The sequence below is a fragment of the Streptomyces sp. NPDC058758 genome (assembly GCF_042746075.1).
Classification (GTDB): domain Bacteria; phylum Actinomycetota; class Actinomycetes; order Streptomycetales; family Streptomycetaceae; genus Streptomyces.
The window spans coordinates 104,708-119,749 of the sequence record NZ_JBHYPS010000019.1; the positions used below are offsets into that span (position 1 = coordinate 104,708).

15 protein-coding genes are annotated in these 15,042 nt (G+C 74.1%); 6 read left to right on the plus strand and 9 right to left on the minus strand.

What is annotated here, in order from left to right; all coding sequences use genetic code 11:
• Window position 1: 1 nt before the first annotated feature.
• Window positions 2-1,084, minus strand: a complete 1,083-nt coding sequence (locus ACFW6A_RS22390) for a zinc-dependent alcohol dehydrogenase family protein (protein WP_386483402.1) — start codon at window positions 1,082-1,084, stop codon at window positions 2-4.
• A gap of 197 nt (window positions 1,085-1,281) precedes the next feature.
• Here ACFW6A_RS22390 and ACFW6A_RS22395 point away from each other — a divergent pair, with 197 nt between their 5' ends.
• The 5 genes from ACFW6A_RS22395 (at window position 1,282) to ACFW6A_RS22415 (ending at window position 5,488) form a co-directional block, all read left to right on the plus strand.
• On the plus strand, window positions 1,282-2,709 hold the full coding sequence (locus ACFW6A_RS22395; protein ID WP_386642270.1) for an MBL fold metallo-hydrolase RNA specificity domain-containing protein: 1,428 nt from the start codon (window positions 1,282-1,284) through the stop codon (window positions 2,707-2,709).
• Window positions 2,710-2,802: 93 nt separating this feature from the next.
• Window positions 2,803-3,273 (plus strand): cyclic nucleotide-binding domain-containing protein, encoded by a 471-nt coding sequence (locus ACFW6A_RS22400; RefSeq protein ID WP_386642273.1) that lies wholly within the window; start codon window positions 2,803-2,805, stop codon window positions 3,271-3,273.
• An 11-nt stretch (window positions 3,274-3,284) separates the two neighbouring features.
• Entirely contained in the window at window positions 3,285-3,938 is a 654-nt protein-coding gene (locus ACFW6A_RS22405; protein ID WP_386483400.1) for a CBS domain-containing protein, read from the plus strand.
• A 280-nt stretch (window positions 3,939-4,218) separates the two neighbouring features.
• Complete coding sequence (locus ACFW6A_RS22410) at window positions 4,219-4,827, plus strand: CBS domain-containing protein (RefSeq protein ID WP_351846399.1); 609 nt, start codon at window positions 4,219-4,221, stop codon at window positions 4,825-4,827.
• Window positions 4,828-4,831: 4 nt separating this feature from the next.
• Window positions 4,832-5,488: a DUF4389 domain-containing protein gene (locus ACFW6A_RS22415; RefSeq protein WP_351846396.1), complete on the plus strand. Its 657-nt coding sequence runs from the start codon at window positions 4,832-4,834 to the stop codon at window positions 5,486-5,488.
• Here ACFW6A_RS22415 and ACFW6A_RS22420 read toward each other — a convergent pair.
• From ACFW6A_RS22420 to ACFW6A_RS22445, 6 genes are all read right to left on the minus strand, one after another.
• The gene (locus tag ACFW6A_RS22420; RefSeq protein ID WP_386642276.1) at window positions 5,431-8,187 is read right to left on the minus strand and encodes a cation-translocating P-type ATPase; all 2,757 of its coding nucleotides are present in this window, start codon (window positions 8,185-8,187) and stop codon (window positions 5,431-5,433) included. The genes ACFW6A_RS22415 and ACFW6A_RS22420 overlap by 58 nt on opposite strands.
• Window positions 8,180-8,785: a hypothetical protein gene (locus ACFW6A_RS22425; RefSeq protein ID WP_351846392.1), complete on the minus strand. Its 606-nt coding sequence runs from the start codon at window positions 8,783-8,785 to the stop codon at window positions 8,180-8,182. Before ACFW6A_RS22425 ends, ACFW6A_RS22420 begins: the two co-directional genes overlap by 8 nt.
• 46 nt (window positions 8,786-8,831) lie before the next feature.
• Window positions 8,832-9,335, minus strand: a complete 504-nt coding sequence (locus tag ACFW6A_RS22430; RefSeq protein WP_386642279.1) for a flavodoxin domain-containing protein — start codon at window positions 9,333-9,335, stop codon at window positions 8,832-8,834.
• Window positions 9,332-9,784 carry an Hsp20/alpha crystallin family protein gene (locus ACFW6A_RS22435; protein WP_351846387.1) on the minus strand — a complete coding sequence of 151 codons (453 nt, stop codon included), beginning with the start codon at window positions 9,782-9,784 and terminating at the stop codon, window positions 9,332-9,334. Before ACFW6A_RS22435 ends, ACFW6A_RS22430 begins: the two co-directional genes overlap by 4 nt.
• Before the next feature lie 661 nt (window positions 9,785-10,445).
• Complete coding sequence (locus tag ACFW6A_RS22440; protein ID WP_386642282.1) at window positions 10,446-11,369, minus strand: universal stress protein; 924 nt, start codon at window positions 11,367-11,369, stop codon at window positions 10,446-10,448.
• Window positions 11,366-12,274 (minus strand): universal stress protein, encoded by a 909-nt coding sequence (locus ACFW6A_RS22445; protein ID WP_386642285.1) that lies wholly within the window; start codon window positions 12,272-12,274, stop codon window positions 11,366-11,368. Before ACFW6A_RS22445 ends, ACFW6A_RS22440 begins: the two co-directional genes overlap by 4 nt.
• A gap of 187 nt (window positions 12,275-12,461) precedes the next feature.
• On the opposite strand from ACFW6A_RS22445, the gene ACFW6A_RS22450 reads away from it, so the two are divergent.
• Window positions 12,462-13,322 (plus strand): universal stress protein, encoded by an 861-nt coding sequence (locus tag ACFW6A_RS22450; RefSeq protein ID WP_386483395.1) that lies wholly within the window; start codon window positions 12,462-12,464, stop codon window positions 13,320-13,322.
• Between the two features lie 52 nt (window positions 13,323-13,374).
• On the opposite strand, the gene ACFW6A_RS22455 is transcribed toward ACFW6A_RS22450, so the two are convergent.
• Both ACFW6A_RS22455 and ACFW6A_RS22460 read right to left on the minus strand, forming a co-directional pair.
• Complete coding sequence (locus tag ACFW6A_RS22455) at window positions 13,375-14,055, minus strand: pyridoxamine 5'-phosphate oxidase family protein (RefSeq protein ID WP_351846377.1); 681 nt, start codon at window positions 14,053-14,055, stop codon at window positions 13,375-13,377.
• A complete protein-coding gene (locus ACFW6A_RS22460) occupies window positions 14,052-14,966 on the minus strand; it encodes a universal stress protein (protein ID WP_351846375.1) in 915 nt (304 codons plus the stop codon). Before ACFW6A_RS22460 ends, ACFW6A_RS22455 begins: the two co-directional genes overlap by 4 nt.
• Window positions 14,967-15,042: the final 76 nt, after the last annotated feature.

The window sequence follows — 15,042 nt, forward strand, 5'->3', positions numbered from 1 at the left end:
TTCATCCGGTACCCGTGGCGGGCGCGGTGTCGACGGCCGTGTGCCGCGGTCCGCCGAGCGCGACCTTGATCGCACCGGTCCGGGCGGCGCTGCCGAAGACGTCGTACGCCTCCTCCATCTGCCCGAGTTCGAAGCGGTGGGTGACCAGCTCCGCCGTGGGGAGCCGGCCGGCGGCCATCATCCGCAGCAGCATCGGCGTCGAGGAGGTGTCCACGAGGCCGGTGGTGAGGGTGACGTCCTTGATCCACAGGTCCTCCAGGTGGAGGGCGGCGGGCTTGCCGTGGACACCGATGTTGGCGACGCGGCCCCCGGGGCGGACCATCCGGGTGCACATCTCGAAGGTCTCCGGGACCCCGACGGCCTCCATGACGACGTCGGCGCCGAGGCCGTCGGTCAGGTCGGCGACGAGCTGTTCCGGTCCCTCGTCGGCCGTCGCGGTGGCGTCCGCGCCGAGCCGGCGGGCGGCGGCGAGGCGGGAGTCGTCCCGGTCGACGGCGACGATCCGGCCGGGACTGTAGAGGCGTGCGGTGATGATCGCGGCGAGACCGATGGGGCCCGCCCCGACCACGACGACGGTGTCGCCGGGCCGGACCGCGCCGTTGAGGACCCCGACCTCGTAGGCGGTGGGGAAGATGTCGGCGAGGAGCACGGCGTCGAAGCTGTCGACGCCGCTGGGGACCGGGTGGACGGAGAGGTCGGCGAAGGGCACGCGGACGTACTCGGCCTGGGTGCCGTCGATCAGGTGGCCGAGGACCCAGCCGCCTCCGCCCCGGCACTGGCCGTAGCGCTGCTCGCGGCAGAAGCGGCAGCGTCCGCAGGAGGAGATGCAGGAGACCAGGACCCGGTCGCCGGGCCGCACCGTCCGGACGTCGCCGCCCGTCTCCATCACGGTGCCGACCGCCTCGTGGCCGAGGACACGCCCGGGTTCGACCTCGGGCACGTCCCCCTTGACGATGTGCAGGTCGGTGCCGCAGAGGGTGACGGCGTCGACGCGCACGATGGCGTCGGCCGCGTCCTTCACCGCGGGATCCGGCACGTCCTGCCATGCGACCCGGCCCGTTCCCTGGAACACGAGAGCCTTCATGACGACCGCCTTCCCGGCCGGTCCGTGGGTCTGCTCCCACGGAGCCCACCGTCAGGCTCGCCCCGCGTCGCCTCCGCGCGCATGGGCCGGTCGGTCCCCGGTCCGGGCCTCTCGGACCCCTGACACGCGGCGCGGGACGGCGTGAAGGTGGGGTCGGACCGGTGCGACCGGCCCCCGGCGCGAAGGAGGCCCCTCCCATGTCCGAGGCAGCAGCGCACACCGTCCCGTCGGTGACCCGCCCCGCCCTGCTCAGTTTCCTGGGCGGCGTGGGGACGGTCACCGGAAGCAAGTTCCTGGTCGAGAGCGACCATGCCCGGATCCTCGTCGACTGCGGTCTCTTCCAGGGTTTCGCGAAGCTGCGGCGGCGCAACTGGGACCGGTTCGCCCGGGACGCGGCCGACGTCCGCGCGGTGGTCGTCACCCACGCCCATCTGGACCACTGCGGCTATCTGCCGCGTCTGGTCCGGCAGGGCTTCCGCGGCCCGATCCTCGCGACCCCGCACACGGCCCGGCTCGCCGGCATCGTGCTGCGGGACAGCGCCCGGCTCCAGATGGAGGCGGCCCGCCACGCCGACGAGCACGGCTGGTCCAAGCACCGTCCGGCGAAACCGCTCTACGACGAGACCGACGTCGACAGGACGCTGTCCTTCTTCGACCCGGTTCCCGTCGGGGCGGACGTGGAGATCATGTCCGGTACCCGGCTGACGCTCCACCACGGCGGTCACATCCTCGGCTCGGCCTGGGCCAGCCTCACCCTGGAGGACGGACACACCCTGGTCGTCTCCGGCGACCTGGGACGCCCCGGGCACCCGCTGCTCCTGCCACCGGAACCGTTCTCCGGAGCCGACGTGCTGCTGGTGGAGTCGACGTACGGCGACCGCCGCCACGACCGGGAGTCCGCCCGCTCGGAGTTCGCCTCGGTGATCGAGCGGACCCTCGCCCGGGGCGGCACCGTCGTGATCCCGGCCTTCGCGGTCGACCGCACCGAGGTCGTCCTCCACGAACTGACCCGGTTGCGCGAGACGGGCGTAATGCCCCGCTCCGTACCCGTCTACGTCGACAGTCCCATGGCCCTGGCCGCGCTCGACGTCTACCGCGACGCCGTGCGCGGGCGGTCCCCGGAGCTGCGACCCGAGATCCTCGCCCGGGGCGAGGCCGCGCTGAGCCCGGCGCCGTTCCTCGCCGCCCGGACCGTCCAGGAGTCCATCGACATCAACAGCGCGCACGGCCCCGCCGTCATCGTCTCCTCCGCCGGCATGGCCACCGGCGGCCGCGTCCTGCACCACCTCCACCGGCTCCTGCCCGACCCGCGCAACGCCGTCGTCGTGGTCGGCTTCGCCGCCGCCGGCACCCGTGCCCGGGACCTGGTCGACGGGGCCCGCACGCTGAAGATGTTCGGCGAGTACGTGCCCGTACGGGCCGAGGTCGCCGACGTCCCCCACTTCTCCGCCCACGCCGACGCGGACCAGATCGTCGACTGGCTCCGGGACGCCCCCGCCCCGCACGCCGCCTACGTCGTGCACGGTGAACCGGCCGCCTCCGCGACGCTGCGCGACCGCCTCGACCACGAACTGGGCTGGACGGCCGTCGTGCCCCGCTCCGGAGAGACCGTCCTGGTCCGTTGAGACGGGCCCATCGGCCCCTGGACGGGACCCTCGCGGCCCTGCCTCCCGGGGCACGCTCCACGCGATCCTGGAGGAGAAGGGCTGGAGGACACCATGACCACCACGCGGACCCTGCTGGACGAACTCTCCCCGGAAGCCCGGACTCGGCTTCTGGGGCACTCTCGCCCGGTCCGTTTCGACGCCGGCGAACGCGTCTTCCGCGAGCGGCAGCGAGCCGACCGCTTCTGGATCCTCCAGACCGGCCGGGTGGGGCTCGACACCCACGTACCGGGCCGCCGTGACGCCACCGTCGACACCCTCGTCGGCGGCGCGCTCCTCGGCTGCTCCTGGATCATGCCGCCGTACGTCTGGCACCTCGGCGCCACGGCGGTCACGGAGGTGCGTGCGCTGGAGTTCGACGCCCGAGCGGTCCGGGAGCTGTGCGACCGGGACCCGGCCATCGGGGAGGTGGTGTTCGCGTGCGTCGCCGCGACGATGGCCCGCCGGCTGCTGACGCTCCGTGGTCGCCTGCTCGACGGCCTCGTTCCCCGGCACGGCACCGAATTCCTGGCCTACGCCCGCTGAAGGAGAGAGCCATGACCACACGACCGTTCAGCGTCGCCGACGTGATGACCAAAAAGGTCGTCGCCGTCCGGCCCGACGCCTCCTTCAAGGAGATCGTCACCGCGATGGAACGCTGGAAGGTGACCGCGCTGCCCGTCCTGGAGGGAGAAGGGCGGGTCGTCGGTGTCGTGTCCGAGGCGGACCTGCTCCTCAAGGAGGAGTTCCACGACCACCGCCTCGGCATGGTCGAGCAGCTGCGGCGACGCGACGCCACCGCCAAGGCCGGCTCCGACCGGGCGGCGGAGCTGATGACCACGCCCGCCGTCACCGTACGCCCGGAGGCGTCCCTGCCCCGGGCGGCCCGGCTCATGGCCACCCGTCGGGTGAAGCGGCTTCCCGTCGTAGACGCCGACGGGATGATCCAGGGCGTCGTGAGCCGCTCCGACCTGCTCAAGGTCTTCCTCCGGTCCGACAGGGAACTCGCCGACGAGATCCGCCGTGACGTCGTGACGCGCCTGTTCCCGCTCTCGCGGGACCGGATCGAGGTCCGCGTCGACGCCGGTGTGGTGACCCTGACCGGCGAGGTGCGCGACAGCACGCTCGTCCCGCTCGCGGAGCGCCTGGCCCGGGCCGTCGAAGGCGTGGTGGACGTACGGTGCGCCCTCACCCTCGCCACCGGGGCGTGAACGCGGCGACGCCTCCCCCTGCGGGGCGGCGCCTCCCCGTGCGTGCTCGAAGCGACGTCCCGGAGGGCAGGTTCGTCTTCGGCAAAGAGCCGCTGCCGGAGGTCACCGCGCCGCTGCCGCAGACCCGGCCGGTGGAGACGTGTCCGCCGTCCCCGCTCTGCCACCGGGCGGCCGCGACCACGGCCGCCCGAGGGGGGCCGGACGGCCCTCCCCCCCGCCGGGCGACACGGGCGATCCTGAGAGGTGGGGAGCGGAATCCATGCACGGAAGGTGACCGGTGATGAGGCACCGAAGCGTGGCCGAGCTGATGACACCCACGGCCGTCAGCGTCGGGCGGCAGACGCCGTTCAAGGAGATCGCCCGGCTTCTGGACGAGTTCGACATCACCGCCGTCTGTGTGGTGGACGAGGAGGACCGCCCCCTGGGCGTCGTCTCGGAAGCCGACCTCGTCCGCCGCCACGTGGCCGGCTCCGGCATCGACACGGCCGGCGCGCTCATGTCGAGCCCCGCCGTGGTCGCCCGCCCCGACTGGAGCGTGGTGCGCGCGGCCCGGCTGATGGACAGGGCCGGAGTGAAGCGGCTGCCGGTGACCGGCGACGACGGGCGGCTCGTGGGGGTTCTGAGCCGCAGCGACCTGGTCCGGCTGTTCCTCCGCAGGGACCGGGCGATCCAGGAGGAGATCGTCGAGGAGGTCATGACCCGGACGCTCGGTCTGCACCCCTCCGACGTCTCCGTGGAGGTCGAGGACGGCCGGGTCACCCTCAGCGGCACGGTCCGGCGTCCCGGACTCGTGCCCGTCCTCCTCAGGCTCTGCAACAGCGTCGACGGGGTGGTGGGGGTCGTGGACCGGCTCCGGCGCGACGACCGGACCTCCAGCACAGGGAAGTAGCGACATGGACGCTCCTCGAACCCTCCGCCCGCCCGTCCGCGTGACGGCCACGCTCGACGCCCCGCTCTCCCGCTGGCTGTGGCTGGTCAAATGGATCCTCGCGATCCCGCACTGGATCGTGCTGTTCTTCCTGTGGATCGCCTTCCTCGTCGTGACGGTGATCGCCTTCTTCGCGATCCTGTTCACCGAGCGGTACCCACGGCCCCTGTTCGACTTCGGTCTCGGCGTGCTGCGCTGGTCCTGGCGGGTCTCGTACTACTCCTACGGCGCGCTCGGCACCGACCGTTACCCGCCCTTCAGCCTCGGCCCCGAACCCGGCTACCCGGCCCGGCTCGACATCGCCTGCCCGAAGCGGCTCTCCCGCTCGCAGGTGCTCGTCAAGTGGTGGCTGCTCGCCGTACCCCACTACCTGATCCTGGCGTTCTTCACCGGCGGCATGCGCGCCGGCTGGTGGAGCGGCGGCCTGATCACCCTGCTCGCGGTCATCGCCGGCTTCGCCCTCGCCTTCACCTCGCGCTATCCCCGGGACCTGTTCGACCTGGTCGTCGGCCTCAACCGCTGGGTCCTCCGGGTCGCCGCCTACGCGAGCCTGATGACGGACGTCTATCCGCCCTTCCGCCTCGACCAGGGCGGGGACGAGCCGGCGGCGGAGTCCGTCTGACGCCGCCGGGCGCGGCGCGCCTCGTCCACGCCCCAGACCAGCAGCGGGAAGGCGCCGATGAACAGGACGACGTCCCAGGGGAGCGGTGCAGTGCCGAAGAGCTGCTGCAGTGGCGGCGCGTAGACGAGCGCGGCGGTGAAGCAGAGTTCGAAGGCGATGCCCGCGAGCAGCAGCGGGTTGGACAGGACCCCGATCTCGCGGAGCGCGGCGTGGTCGGTGCGGGCGGCGAAGGCGGTGCCGACCTGGCAGGAGACGATGCCGGCGAACGTGGCCGTCGTCGCCGTCACGTACGCGCCGTGCAGAGGGGTCCCCTCGCCGGTGGGGTCGCCGGGCTGCCAGCCGGCGCGCCACAGGACGTAGAAGAATCCGGCCATCACGAGGGCGGCCGAGACCAGGCCGAGGTATCCCCAGGCACGGATGAGCATGTCGCGCGAGATGACGCTCTGGTGCTCAGGGCGCGGCGGCCGTCGCATGATGCCGGGTTCGGAGCGCTCCCTGCCCAGCGCGAGGGCGGGGAGGGTCTCCGTGCCGAGGTCGATGGCGAGGATCTGGAGCACGGTGAGGGGAAGGGGCACGGCGCCCGCCGAGAGGGCGAAGACGAGGAAGGGCACGATCTCCGGCGTGGCGTGGGCGAAGATGTAGACGATGAACTTGCGGACGTCGTCGTAGACGCGGCGCCCGGACTCGATCGCCGTGACGATGGTGGCGAAGTCGTCGTCGGTCAGCACCATGGCCGCCGCCTCGCGGGCCACGTCCGTGCCGGAGCGTCCCATCGCCACCCCGATGTGGGCGCGGTGCAGGGCGGGGGCGTCGTTGACGCCGTCGCCCGTCATGGCGACGATCCGGCCGTGGGCCCGCAGGGTGTCGGCGACCTTGAGCTTCGTCTCGGGCGAGGAGCGCGCGAAGACGATCTCGGCGTCGCCCTCCACGAGGAGCCGGTCCAGTTCGCCGTCGTCCAGGGACTCGGAGGTGGCCACGACCTCCGGGCGGGGCACCCCGATGCCGACCTCCCGTGCGATCGCGGCGGCTGTGGCACCGTTGTCCCCCGTCACCACGTGCACGCGCACACCGGCCTCGTGGCAGCGGCGGACGGCGGCCGCGACCTCGGCGCGCGGCGGGTCGTACAGACCGACCAGGCCCAGCAGGGTCAGGCCGACTTCGGCGTCCTGCCGCCGGGCGGGCGTACCCTCGTCCGGCCCGAGGTCACGGAAGGCGACCGCCAGGACGCGCGTGCCTGCTTGGGCGAGTCGCTGCGCCGCTGCTCGGGCCGCCTCTCCGTCGGGCCCGGGCGGCACGCGCTCCAGAACCGCTTCGGGGGCTCCTTTGACCACCACCCGGGCGGTCCCGGAGCCTTCCGGGCCCTGGACCACGGACATCATCCGGAGCCGTGGGTCGAACCGGAAGAGGGCCTGCCGCCGCCCGTCGCGCCGGTCGAGGTCCACCGGTGCTCCGACGTCGGCGGCTCCCTCCACGAGGGCGGACTCGGTGGGGTCGCCGTGCAGCTCGCCGTCCGTGTCCCGGGTGACCGTGGTGCACTCGGCGGCGGCCCGCACCAGGGCCTGGGCCCAGGGCCCCGCGTCCGTTCCGTGACCGGGGGTCCAATGCGCACGCAGGTGCATGTGGTTGCGGGTGAGGGTGCCGGTCTTGTCCGTGCAGATGACGCTGGTGGAGCCGAGGGTCTCGACCGCGCTGAGCCGCTTGACCAGGGCGCCCTGCCGGGCCAGGGCGCGCACGCCGACGGCGAGGGCGAGGGTGATCGTCGGCAGCAGTCCTTCGGGGACGTTGGCGACGAGGAGCCCGATGGCGAACATGAGCGAGTCGGTCACCGGAAGGCCGACCGCCACGCCGACGACGAGGAAGAGGACGCCCATGCCCGTGGCGACGCCGGCGATGAGCCAGGCCACCTTCTTGACCTGTCGCTCCAGGGGACTCGGCTCGCGGCGCGTCCGCTGGCTGAGGGCGGCGATCCGTCCCAGCTCGGTGCGGTCCCCGGTGGCGAAGACGACGGCCCGGGCCTGTCCCTCGACGCAGGTGGTCCCGCTGAAGACGAGGTTGGGCTCCTCCAGGAGGGGAGCGCCGAGCAATCCGGCCACCGCCACCCGTTCCGCCGGCACCGACTCCCCCGTCAGCATCGACAGGTCCACCTCCACACCGCCCTCGGTGACCCGGCCGTCCGCCGGAACCTTGTCCCCCTCCTCCAGGACGATGACGTCGCCCGGCACGAGGTCACGGGCCTCCACGGTGAGCGGCCGCCCGTCGCGCACCACGAGGGCGTGCTCGGGCAGGTAGCGGGCGAGGGTCTCCACCGCGCGTTCCGCCTGGCGTTCCTGGAGCAGGGCGAAACCCGCGTTGACGACGATGACCGCGAGGACGGCCCAGCCGAGCACGGCCAGGTCCGCCACGAAGGCCAGGGCGGCCGCGGCCCACAGCAACAGGGCCAGGGGGTGGGCCAGCTGGGTGGCCACCTCCCGCCAGAACGGGGCGCTCGCCTTGCGGCGCACCTCGTTCGGGCCGTGCACCGCGAGACGGCGGGCCGCCTCGCGGGCCGACAGCCCGTCCGGGCCGGTGTCCAGCTCCCGGCGGAGGCGGGGAAGGGGCTCGCTCGGATCGAACGGAAGCGCCTCGGCGGCCGGCCGGGCGGTGCTCGGTCGGCGGTCGACGCGACCGGTCGCCGTCCGGCCGGCGCCGTCGTCAGACATCGTCCGTCCCGGGGCCGCCCTCCGGGCCGCTCTCCCTCCGGAGGCGACCGGACCAGACGGGCTCGACCTGCTCCCACTCGCGCTCCAGGGCCGCGAACGTACGGCCGTCGGTCCTCCGTCGCATGAGGACGAGGGCCCCGGCTCCGGTGGCCGCGACCGCTCCTGCCGTGGCGGTGCCGCCGGCGAGGGAGATCAGCATGATGTCCGACGAGCTGCCGGCCCGGCGGACGGCGGTGCCCGAGTCGTCCACCGTGACGGCCACGGTCCGTCCCCGGGGCGTCCCGGCGGGGACCTCGACGGTGCCGGAGCGGCGCACCCCGTCCGGGTACTCCCACCGGGCGGGGGCGACGGCGCGGTTCGCCGCGCCGCTCCGTGTCAGGGGGGAAGCTCCTGCGGCCGCCCCCGTGGTGGTCGCCGTGACCCGGTGGAGCTGGGCGGCGCGGGCGCGCTCCGTCCGGGCCCCGAAGCTCCACAGGTATCCCGCGGCGATCGCACCGCAGACCAGGGCGAGGGCCAGGACGACGATCACGGCCGTCCGGTGGCCCGGGCCGCCGCGGGGTGGTCGCGGGTCCGTGCGGGACGGTTCGCGTTCGGTCATGACGCGCCTCCGGGCGTCTGTCTCCCCGCGGGCGGGAAGACCGGGATCAGCCGTCCTCGTCGAGCGCGGCTCCGATGCGATGGGCCCAGGCACGGACGCGGGCCGGGTCCCGGAAGTCCCCGCCCTTGCCCTTGCGGACCATGGCCCGGGCGATGAAGTCCGGATTGTCGGCGGTGAGGGCGCCGCCGAAGGTGACGTGCTCCCTCGCGCCCAGCCGCTTCATGCGGCGGGCCACCCCGGGGACGGGCGGGATGTCGTGCCGTTCGGCGGAGCTGTCGACGGGGCCGCTGCTGAAGAGCCAGAGGGGACGGTGCCGGAGCTGTTCGGCGTTGCGCCGGGCGCACTTGCGGGCCTTGCCGTTCCAGCGTCCGGCGTAGAGCGCCCCGCCGAGGACGACGCCGTCGTAGTCGCTGACGTCGGTGATGGTGTCGGCCGGCCGGACGTCGGTGTCGAATCCGTCGGCCTGGAGGGTCCTGCCGATCTCGTCGGCGATGCCGGCGGTCGCCCCGTGCTTGCTGCCGTAGGCCACGAGGACGCGCTTCGTGGTCATGACCGGTCCTTCTCGCCGTCGGCGGCCCGCTTGACGCGGATGGTCCGTGTGGTGCGAGTGTCCGGGGCGGGCATCGGGACGCGCACGGTGAGGATGCCGTCCGTGTAAGTGGCGTCGACGTCGTCCGCGGGGATGGTGTCGGGGAGGCGTACGGTCCTGCGGAACGCGCCGTAGCGGAATTCCGAGTGGTCCTTGTCCTCGGTGCTCTCCCGGTGCTCGGCGCTCACGGTGAGGAGGTTGTCGTCGACCGTGAGGTCGATGTCGTCCGGGTCCATGCCGGGGAGTTCGGCCCGCAGCGTGTAGACGCCGTCGTCACTGGTGACCTCGACCGGGATGGCGTGGGCGGCCGTGGCGGGGCGCCATCCGGGGAGGCCGGGGAACTCCCGGCCGAACCAGGTGTCGAAGTCGGGGAAGAAGCTGTGCCTGCGTTCCGGCTCGGCTCCGGTCATCGTCCTGCTCCTCTTCCACGGTGCCGGGTGCCGCCCCGGCGGGTGGCGGCGGGTCCGCCTCCGTACTTCCAGGCTGCGGCCCGTCCGGCGCGCGGCGCAGTGTCGAAAGGGGCTGTGGGAGAGGGCCGAACGGTCCCGTTCCCGGGAGGTCCGACCGGCCCCTGAAGGGCCGGCGTCCTGGTGGCTCGTTCACCAGGAGGTCGCGGCGGTGCGGGAGGACGTGGACGGCGGGAAGGGAACGCGGACGGTGGATGTCGAGCGGTTCCCCGTAGGCGTCCGCGGTGGTGACGCATCCGGGCGGAACCCTGATTCCCGCCGAGCCGAGCCGGTTGGCCGGCTCGCCGAGCGAGGCGTTCTCGCCTCCTACCCGGCTGACGTCCTGGCGGCCCAGGTCGGTGAGGGGGACGACGCGTCGCACGGATCCCATGGCGTCCTCCTCGTGCCCCGGCCGGACCGGCCGGCGAGCCGGGTCGGTAGGGCAGGGTGCGGCCGGACGGGGTGCGCAGGTCCAGCGGGGTCTGCTCGCGGGGCCGGCGGGGTCTGGTGCTGATGCGGACGCGCTGCATGGCACTCACCTCTTCGCGGGGCCTGGAACGGACTTCGGGACGTTCTCTTCCACCAGCCTCGGGGGCGGCGTGCACGGCGCCCAGTGCCGAGGGGGTCAACCCGGTGGAGGCCGGTCGGGCTCCAGGGGAGGGGGCCGACCGGCCCGGCCCCGGGGGCGGTCGCCCCCAAGGTCCGGGGCGCCGGAGGGGACGGTGATCACCGGGCAGTCGGCGTGGTGCAGGAGACCGTGGACCGTCGATCCGAGGCGCATGCCCGAGTAGCCGCCGCGCCCCGTCCGACCGACGACCACTGCGAGGGATTCCCTTGCGGCCAGCGCGAGTTCCGCGACCGGATGCCCGCGCACGACGTCCTGGTCGATGCCCGTGTCGGGGTAGCGCTCCGTCCAGCCGGCCACGGACTCCGCGAGGAGGCGACGCCGCTCGGCCAGGCCCGCCCCGGTGTCCTCGTGGGCGAGGAGCGGCCGGGGCCAGACCCAGACCGCTCTCAGCCTCGCCTCGCGCAGGCTCGCCTCGCGGACGGCGAACGCGACGGCCTCCTGGCTCTGTTCGCTGCCGTCCACGCCTACCACGAGGGTGGGCGGATGGACCTCGGTGTGCTCCGGCGCCCGGACCACGACGACGGGGCAGGGAGCGCGCGCGGTGAGGGGGACGACGACCGAGTTCTCGCCGAGCAGTTCGGCGGCCCTGCCGAGCCGGCGCGATCCGACCACCACCAGGTCGGCCCCGGCCGCCCGGGCGAGCAGCACCGTGGCCGGTGCCCCGTCCACGAGCTCCGAGGTCGTCGGCAGAGTGCCGTGGAGCCTGCGGACGAGTTCCTCGACGTCGGCGAGGGCGGACTCCGCGCGGATCCGCAGGGCGGTGCGGTGGCCCAGGGCGTCGTACCTCAGCCGGTCGTGCACGGGGGGCAGGGCGACGACGAGGCGGAGTCTCAGGCGTCTGCGGGCTGCCTCGTCCGCGGCCCATACGAGGGCGGGTACGGAGACCTCTTCGGGGTCCACTCCGAGCAGGAGGTCGTTCACGGGGCGTCGCCGCCTCGCGTCCCGAAGTCGACGGGGACGATCTCCACGGGGCAGTGGGCGTGGTGGATGAGGGCGTGGGCGACGCGCCCGAGGGAAGGGCCCACGCCGAGGGGCCGGTGTCCCCGGCCCATCACGATCAGGTCGGTGTGGGCGCTCGCGTCGACGAGGATCCCGGGGGTCGAGGTCCCGGTCTCGACGTGAGGGGCGACGGTGAGGTCGGGGTACCACTCGCGGACGCGGTCGGCGAGGGTCTTCACCTCGCGCACCCGTCGGTGCGCGGCGGCATCGAGGTCGTCGAGCATGGTCGCCACGTCACCGACGTGCGTGAGGATGTTCCACACGCTCAGGAGGCGGAGCGGGACCTTGCGGACGTCCGCCTCGGCGGCGGCGAGGAGCAGCCACCCCAGGTCCCCGGAGTCGCGGACCGCCGCGGTCACGGAACCCGCCTCGGGACCGTCCGCCCCGCCGCGCACGACGACCACCGGCACGTCCGCGCGGGCGGCGACTCCGAGTCCCACGGAGCCGAGCAGGAGGGCGGAGAAGCCTCCGAGGCCCCTGCTGCCGACGACGACCGTCTTCTCGTGGCCGGCGGCCTCCAGGAGCCCGTCGAGCGGTTCGCGTCGGTCGAGCAGCCGGGTGACGACGAGGTCGGGAAAGCGCTCCCTGACCGCCGCCTCGGTCCCGGCCAGCAGATCACGACCGGTCTCCCGGACGGCCTGGATCGTCTCGGCGTCGCTCCAGTAGGCGCGCCGGTCGGTGTCGGCGGCGTGGACGAGGTGCAGGGGGCGGGACCGTCGGTCCGCCTCCGCGGCGGCCCACAGGGCGGCCGTCCGGGCCGAAGGGGAACCGTCGACGCCCACGAGGACGTCGGACAGCTCGGGCCGGACCGGGGTCTCGCTGCTCATGGCTCCTCCTCGGGAGTGCGTCCGGGGCTCGTACGGCGCCCCGGAGGGGCGTCACTCCTCACGCTGACACCGGCCTGCGCCGGCCGCGATGGGCCGTTCGGCCCCCATGCGGACCTGCCCGGCCCTCACTGCGCGGCGGTGCGCCGGACGAGCCTGGTGCCATCGACGGACGGCCGAGGAGGCAGTGATGGCAGCGCAGGTCACCGTGGGACTGGACGGCTCGGAGGAAAGCCTCGCCGCGGCACGGTGGGCCGCGGGGGAAGCGGTTCTCCGTGGGGTTCCGCTGCGTCTGGTGCACGTGGAGGAATGGCCGAACACTCCGGAGATCCCGGCCCTCCACGCCCGGACGGTGTACGAGCGGGCCGAGGCGCTCCTGGACGACGAGGCGGACCGGGCCCGGAAGGAGCACCCCGATCTGGAGGTCACCACGGAGCGGACGCGCGGGCGCGCGGCGGACGAACTGGTCGCGGCGGCGGACGAGGCGGACCTGCTGGTGCTCGGGTCGCGCGGGCTCGGCGGCGTCCTCGGCTTCGTCGTGGGATCCGTCTCCCTCTCGGTCGTCGGCGCGGCCCGGCGGCCGGTCGTCCTCGTGCGCGCGCGGCGCCCGGCCCCGGCGGCGTCCGCCCACGGGATCGTGGTCGGCGTGGATCTCCACCACCCGTGCGAGCCCCTGCTGGCCTTCGCGTTCGAGGAAGCCGCCGGACGGCGCGTTCCGCTGCGGTTCCTCAGCACCTGGACGGTGCCCGCCTCCTACGGCTACGCGGCCGTGGTGGACCCGGGGATCGGCGAGGAGCTGGGCGCCGGCGTACGCGTCGGCCTCGACGAGCTGCTGTCACCGTGGCGCAGCCGGTATCCGGGGGCCGACGTGACGGTCAAGGCGGTCGTGGGCTCGGCCGCGTACCAGATGACCGAGGCGTCGCGGGAGGCGGAACTCGTCGTCGTGGGGCGCCGCGTCCGCCGGCTGCCGGTCGGCCCGCACGTCGGCCACGTGGCGCACGCGGTCCTCCACCACAGTCCGGCGCCGGTGGCGGTCGTCCCGCTGGGATGAGCGTGCGGGTGAGGGGCGGACCGGCCGGTCCGCCCCTCACCCTCTCCTCGCTTCACGTTCCGGGCGCGCCGGGCACGAGGATCCGGCGTCCCGTGACGCGACGCGGCACGAGCCTCACGACGGTGTCCCGGCCGGCCCCGGACCAGGGACGCACGGTCACGGCCCGGCTCATGCCCATGGCCTCGGCCGGGTCGGAGAGCGCGTGCACCGAGCCGACGAGCAGAACGCTCCAGCCCTGGCGGAACGCCTCGTCGAGTCGGTCCTCCTCGAAGGCGACCTCGGCGCCGGCTGCGGCGGCCCGGCCGAGGGCGGACTCCGGCGCGGTGGAGAAGACCAGGCTCTCGTCGAGCACCTGGTAGTTGACCGGGAAGACCGCGAGTCCGTCAGCCCCCTCGACACCGATCCGGCCGACGCCTCGCCCGTCGAGCAGGGACCAGCACTCCGCCTCGTCGAGTTCCACCAGTTCCGGCCGGTTTCCCGGCGGTGCCCCGCCGGGAGCGAGGTCGGCCGTGAGCCCGCTCAGCTCCTGGATGGTCGTGTCCAGGGCGTGCGCGAGGCGGACCAGGAACTCGATGCCCGGCGTGGGCAGCTGCTCCTCCACGTAGGCGATGTACCCGGGGGAGGATCCCGCCCGCTCCGCCACCTCTTCACGGGACAGTCCGAGCTGCCGTCGTCGCGTCGCGACGCGACGGCCCAGGTCGCTCTGCTGACGCCGGTCGTCGGTGGTGTTCATCGCTCGCTCCCTTCCGAGGCGGCTTCCGCGGTGGCGGGTGACAGCTGCGGTACGACGGCGACCGGGCACACCGCGTGGTGCAGGGCCCGGTGGGCCGCTCTGCCGAGCTGGAGGCCGACGAGGCCGTCGCGTCGGCGGGCGCCGAGCACGAGGAGGTCGGCAGCGGCGGAACGCTCGGGCAGCACCCGGTGCGCGGCCCCTTCGACGGTGCTGCGCCGCACCCGTACCCGTGGGTTCTCCCGCGCGCGCACGGCGAGTGCCTTGTCCAGGGTCTCCGACGCCTCCTCCGCGAGGTACACCCCGGCCTCTCCGCGCAGGAGCGGGTGGTCGAGCGGGTCGTGGAGCGGCCGGCGCCAGGTGCGCACCGCGTCCAGCTCCGCGTCCCGCACCGCCGCCTCGCGGAAGGCGAAGGCGACGGCCGGGGAGTCGACGTCATGGTCGCCGACCCCCAGGAGGATCCGCCCGTGGCGTGCTTCCAGGGCCTGCCGGTCCCCTCGTACGACGACGACGGGGCACGACGAGCGGGCGGCCACGACGAGGCCGACCGAACCCAGCAGGAGGTCGCCGAGTTCGGTGCGTCCGCGCGCGCCGACCACGACGCCCCACGCTCCCCGCCCCTCCCTGAGCAGAGCGCCCGACGCGTCCTCCGCGGCGACGTCGGTGCTGAGGGGGAGGCCGGGCGCCCGCCGGAGGGCGCGTTCCGCGGCCTGGCCGACGATGTTGTCGGCCAGGACCTGACCCCACGGCCTGTCGGTGGTCCAGGGGGGCGCGGCGCCCTCGTACCGCTCCCACAGCGAGGCGTGCACGATCCGCAGGGGACATCCCTGCCGCACCGCCTCGTCGACCGCCCAGTCCAGGGCCGTCAGAGCGGGATCGGACCCGTCGACGCCGACTACCAGGGGGGATTCCATCCTGCCCACCGCCTTCCGGTCGTATGGGGGCCTGTTGTCACGCTCGCACCGGTCGAAGGGGAGGGACAGGGCCGAC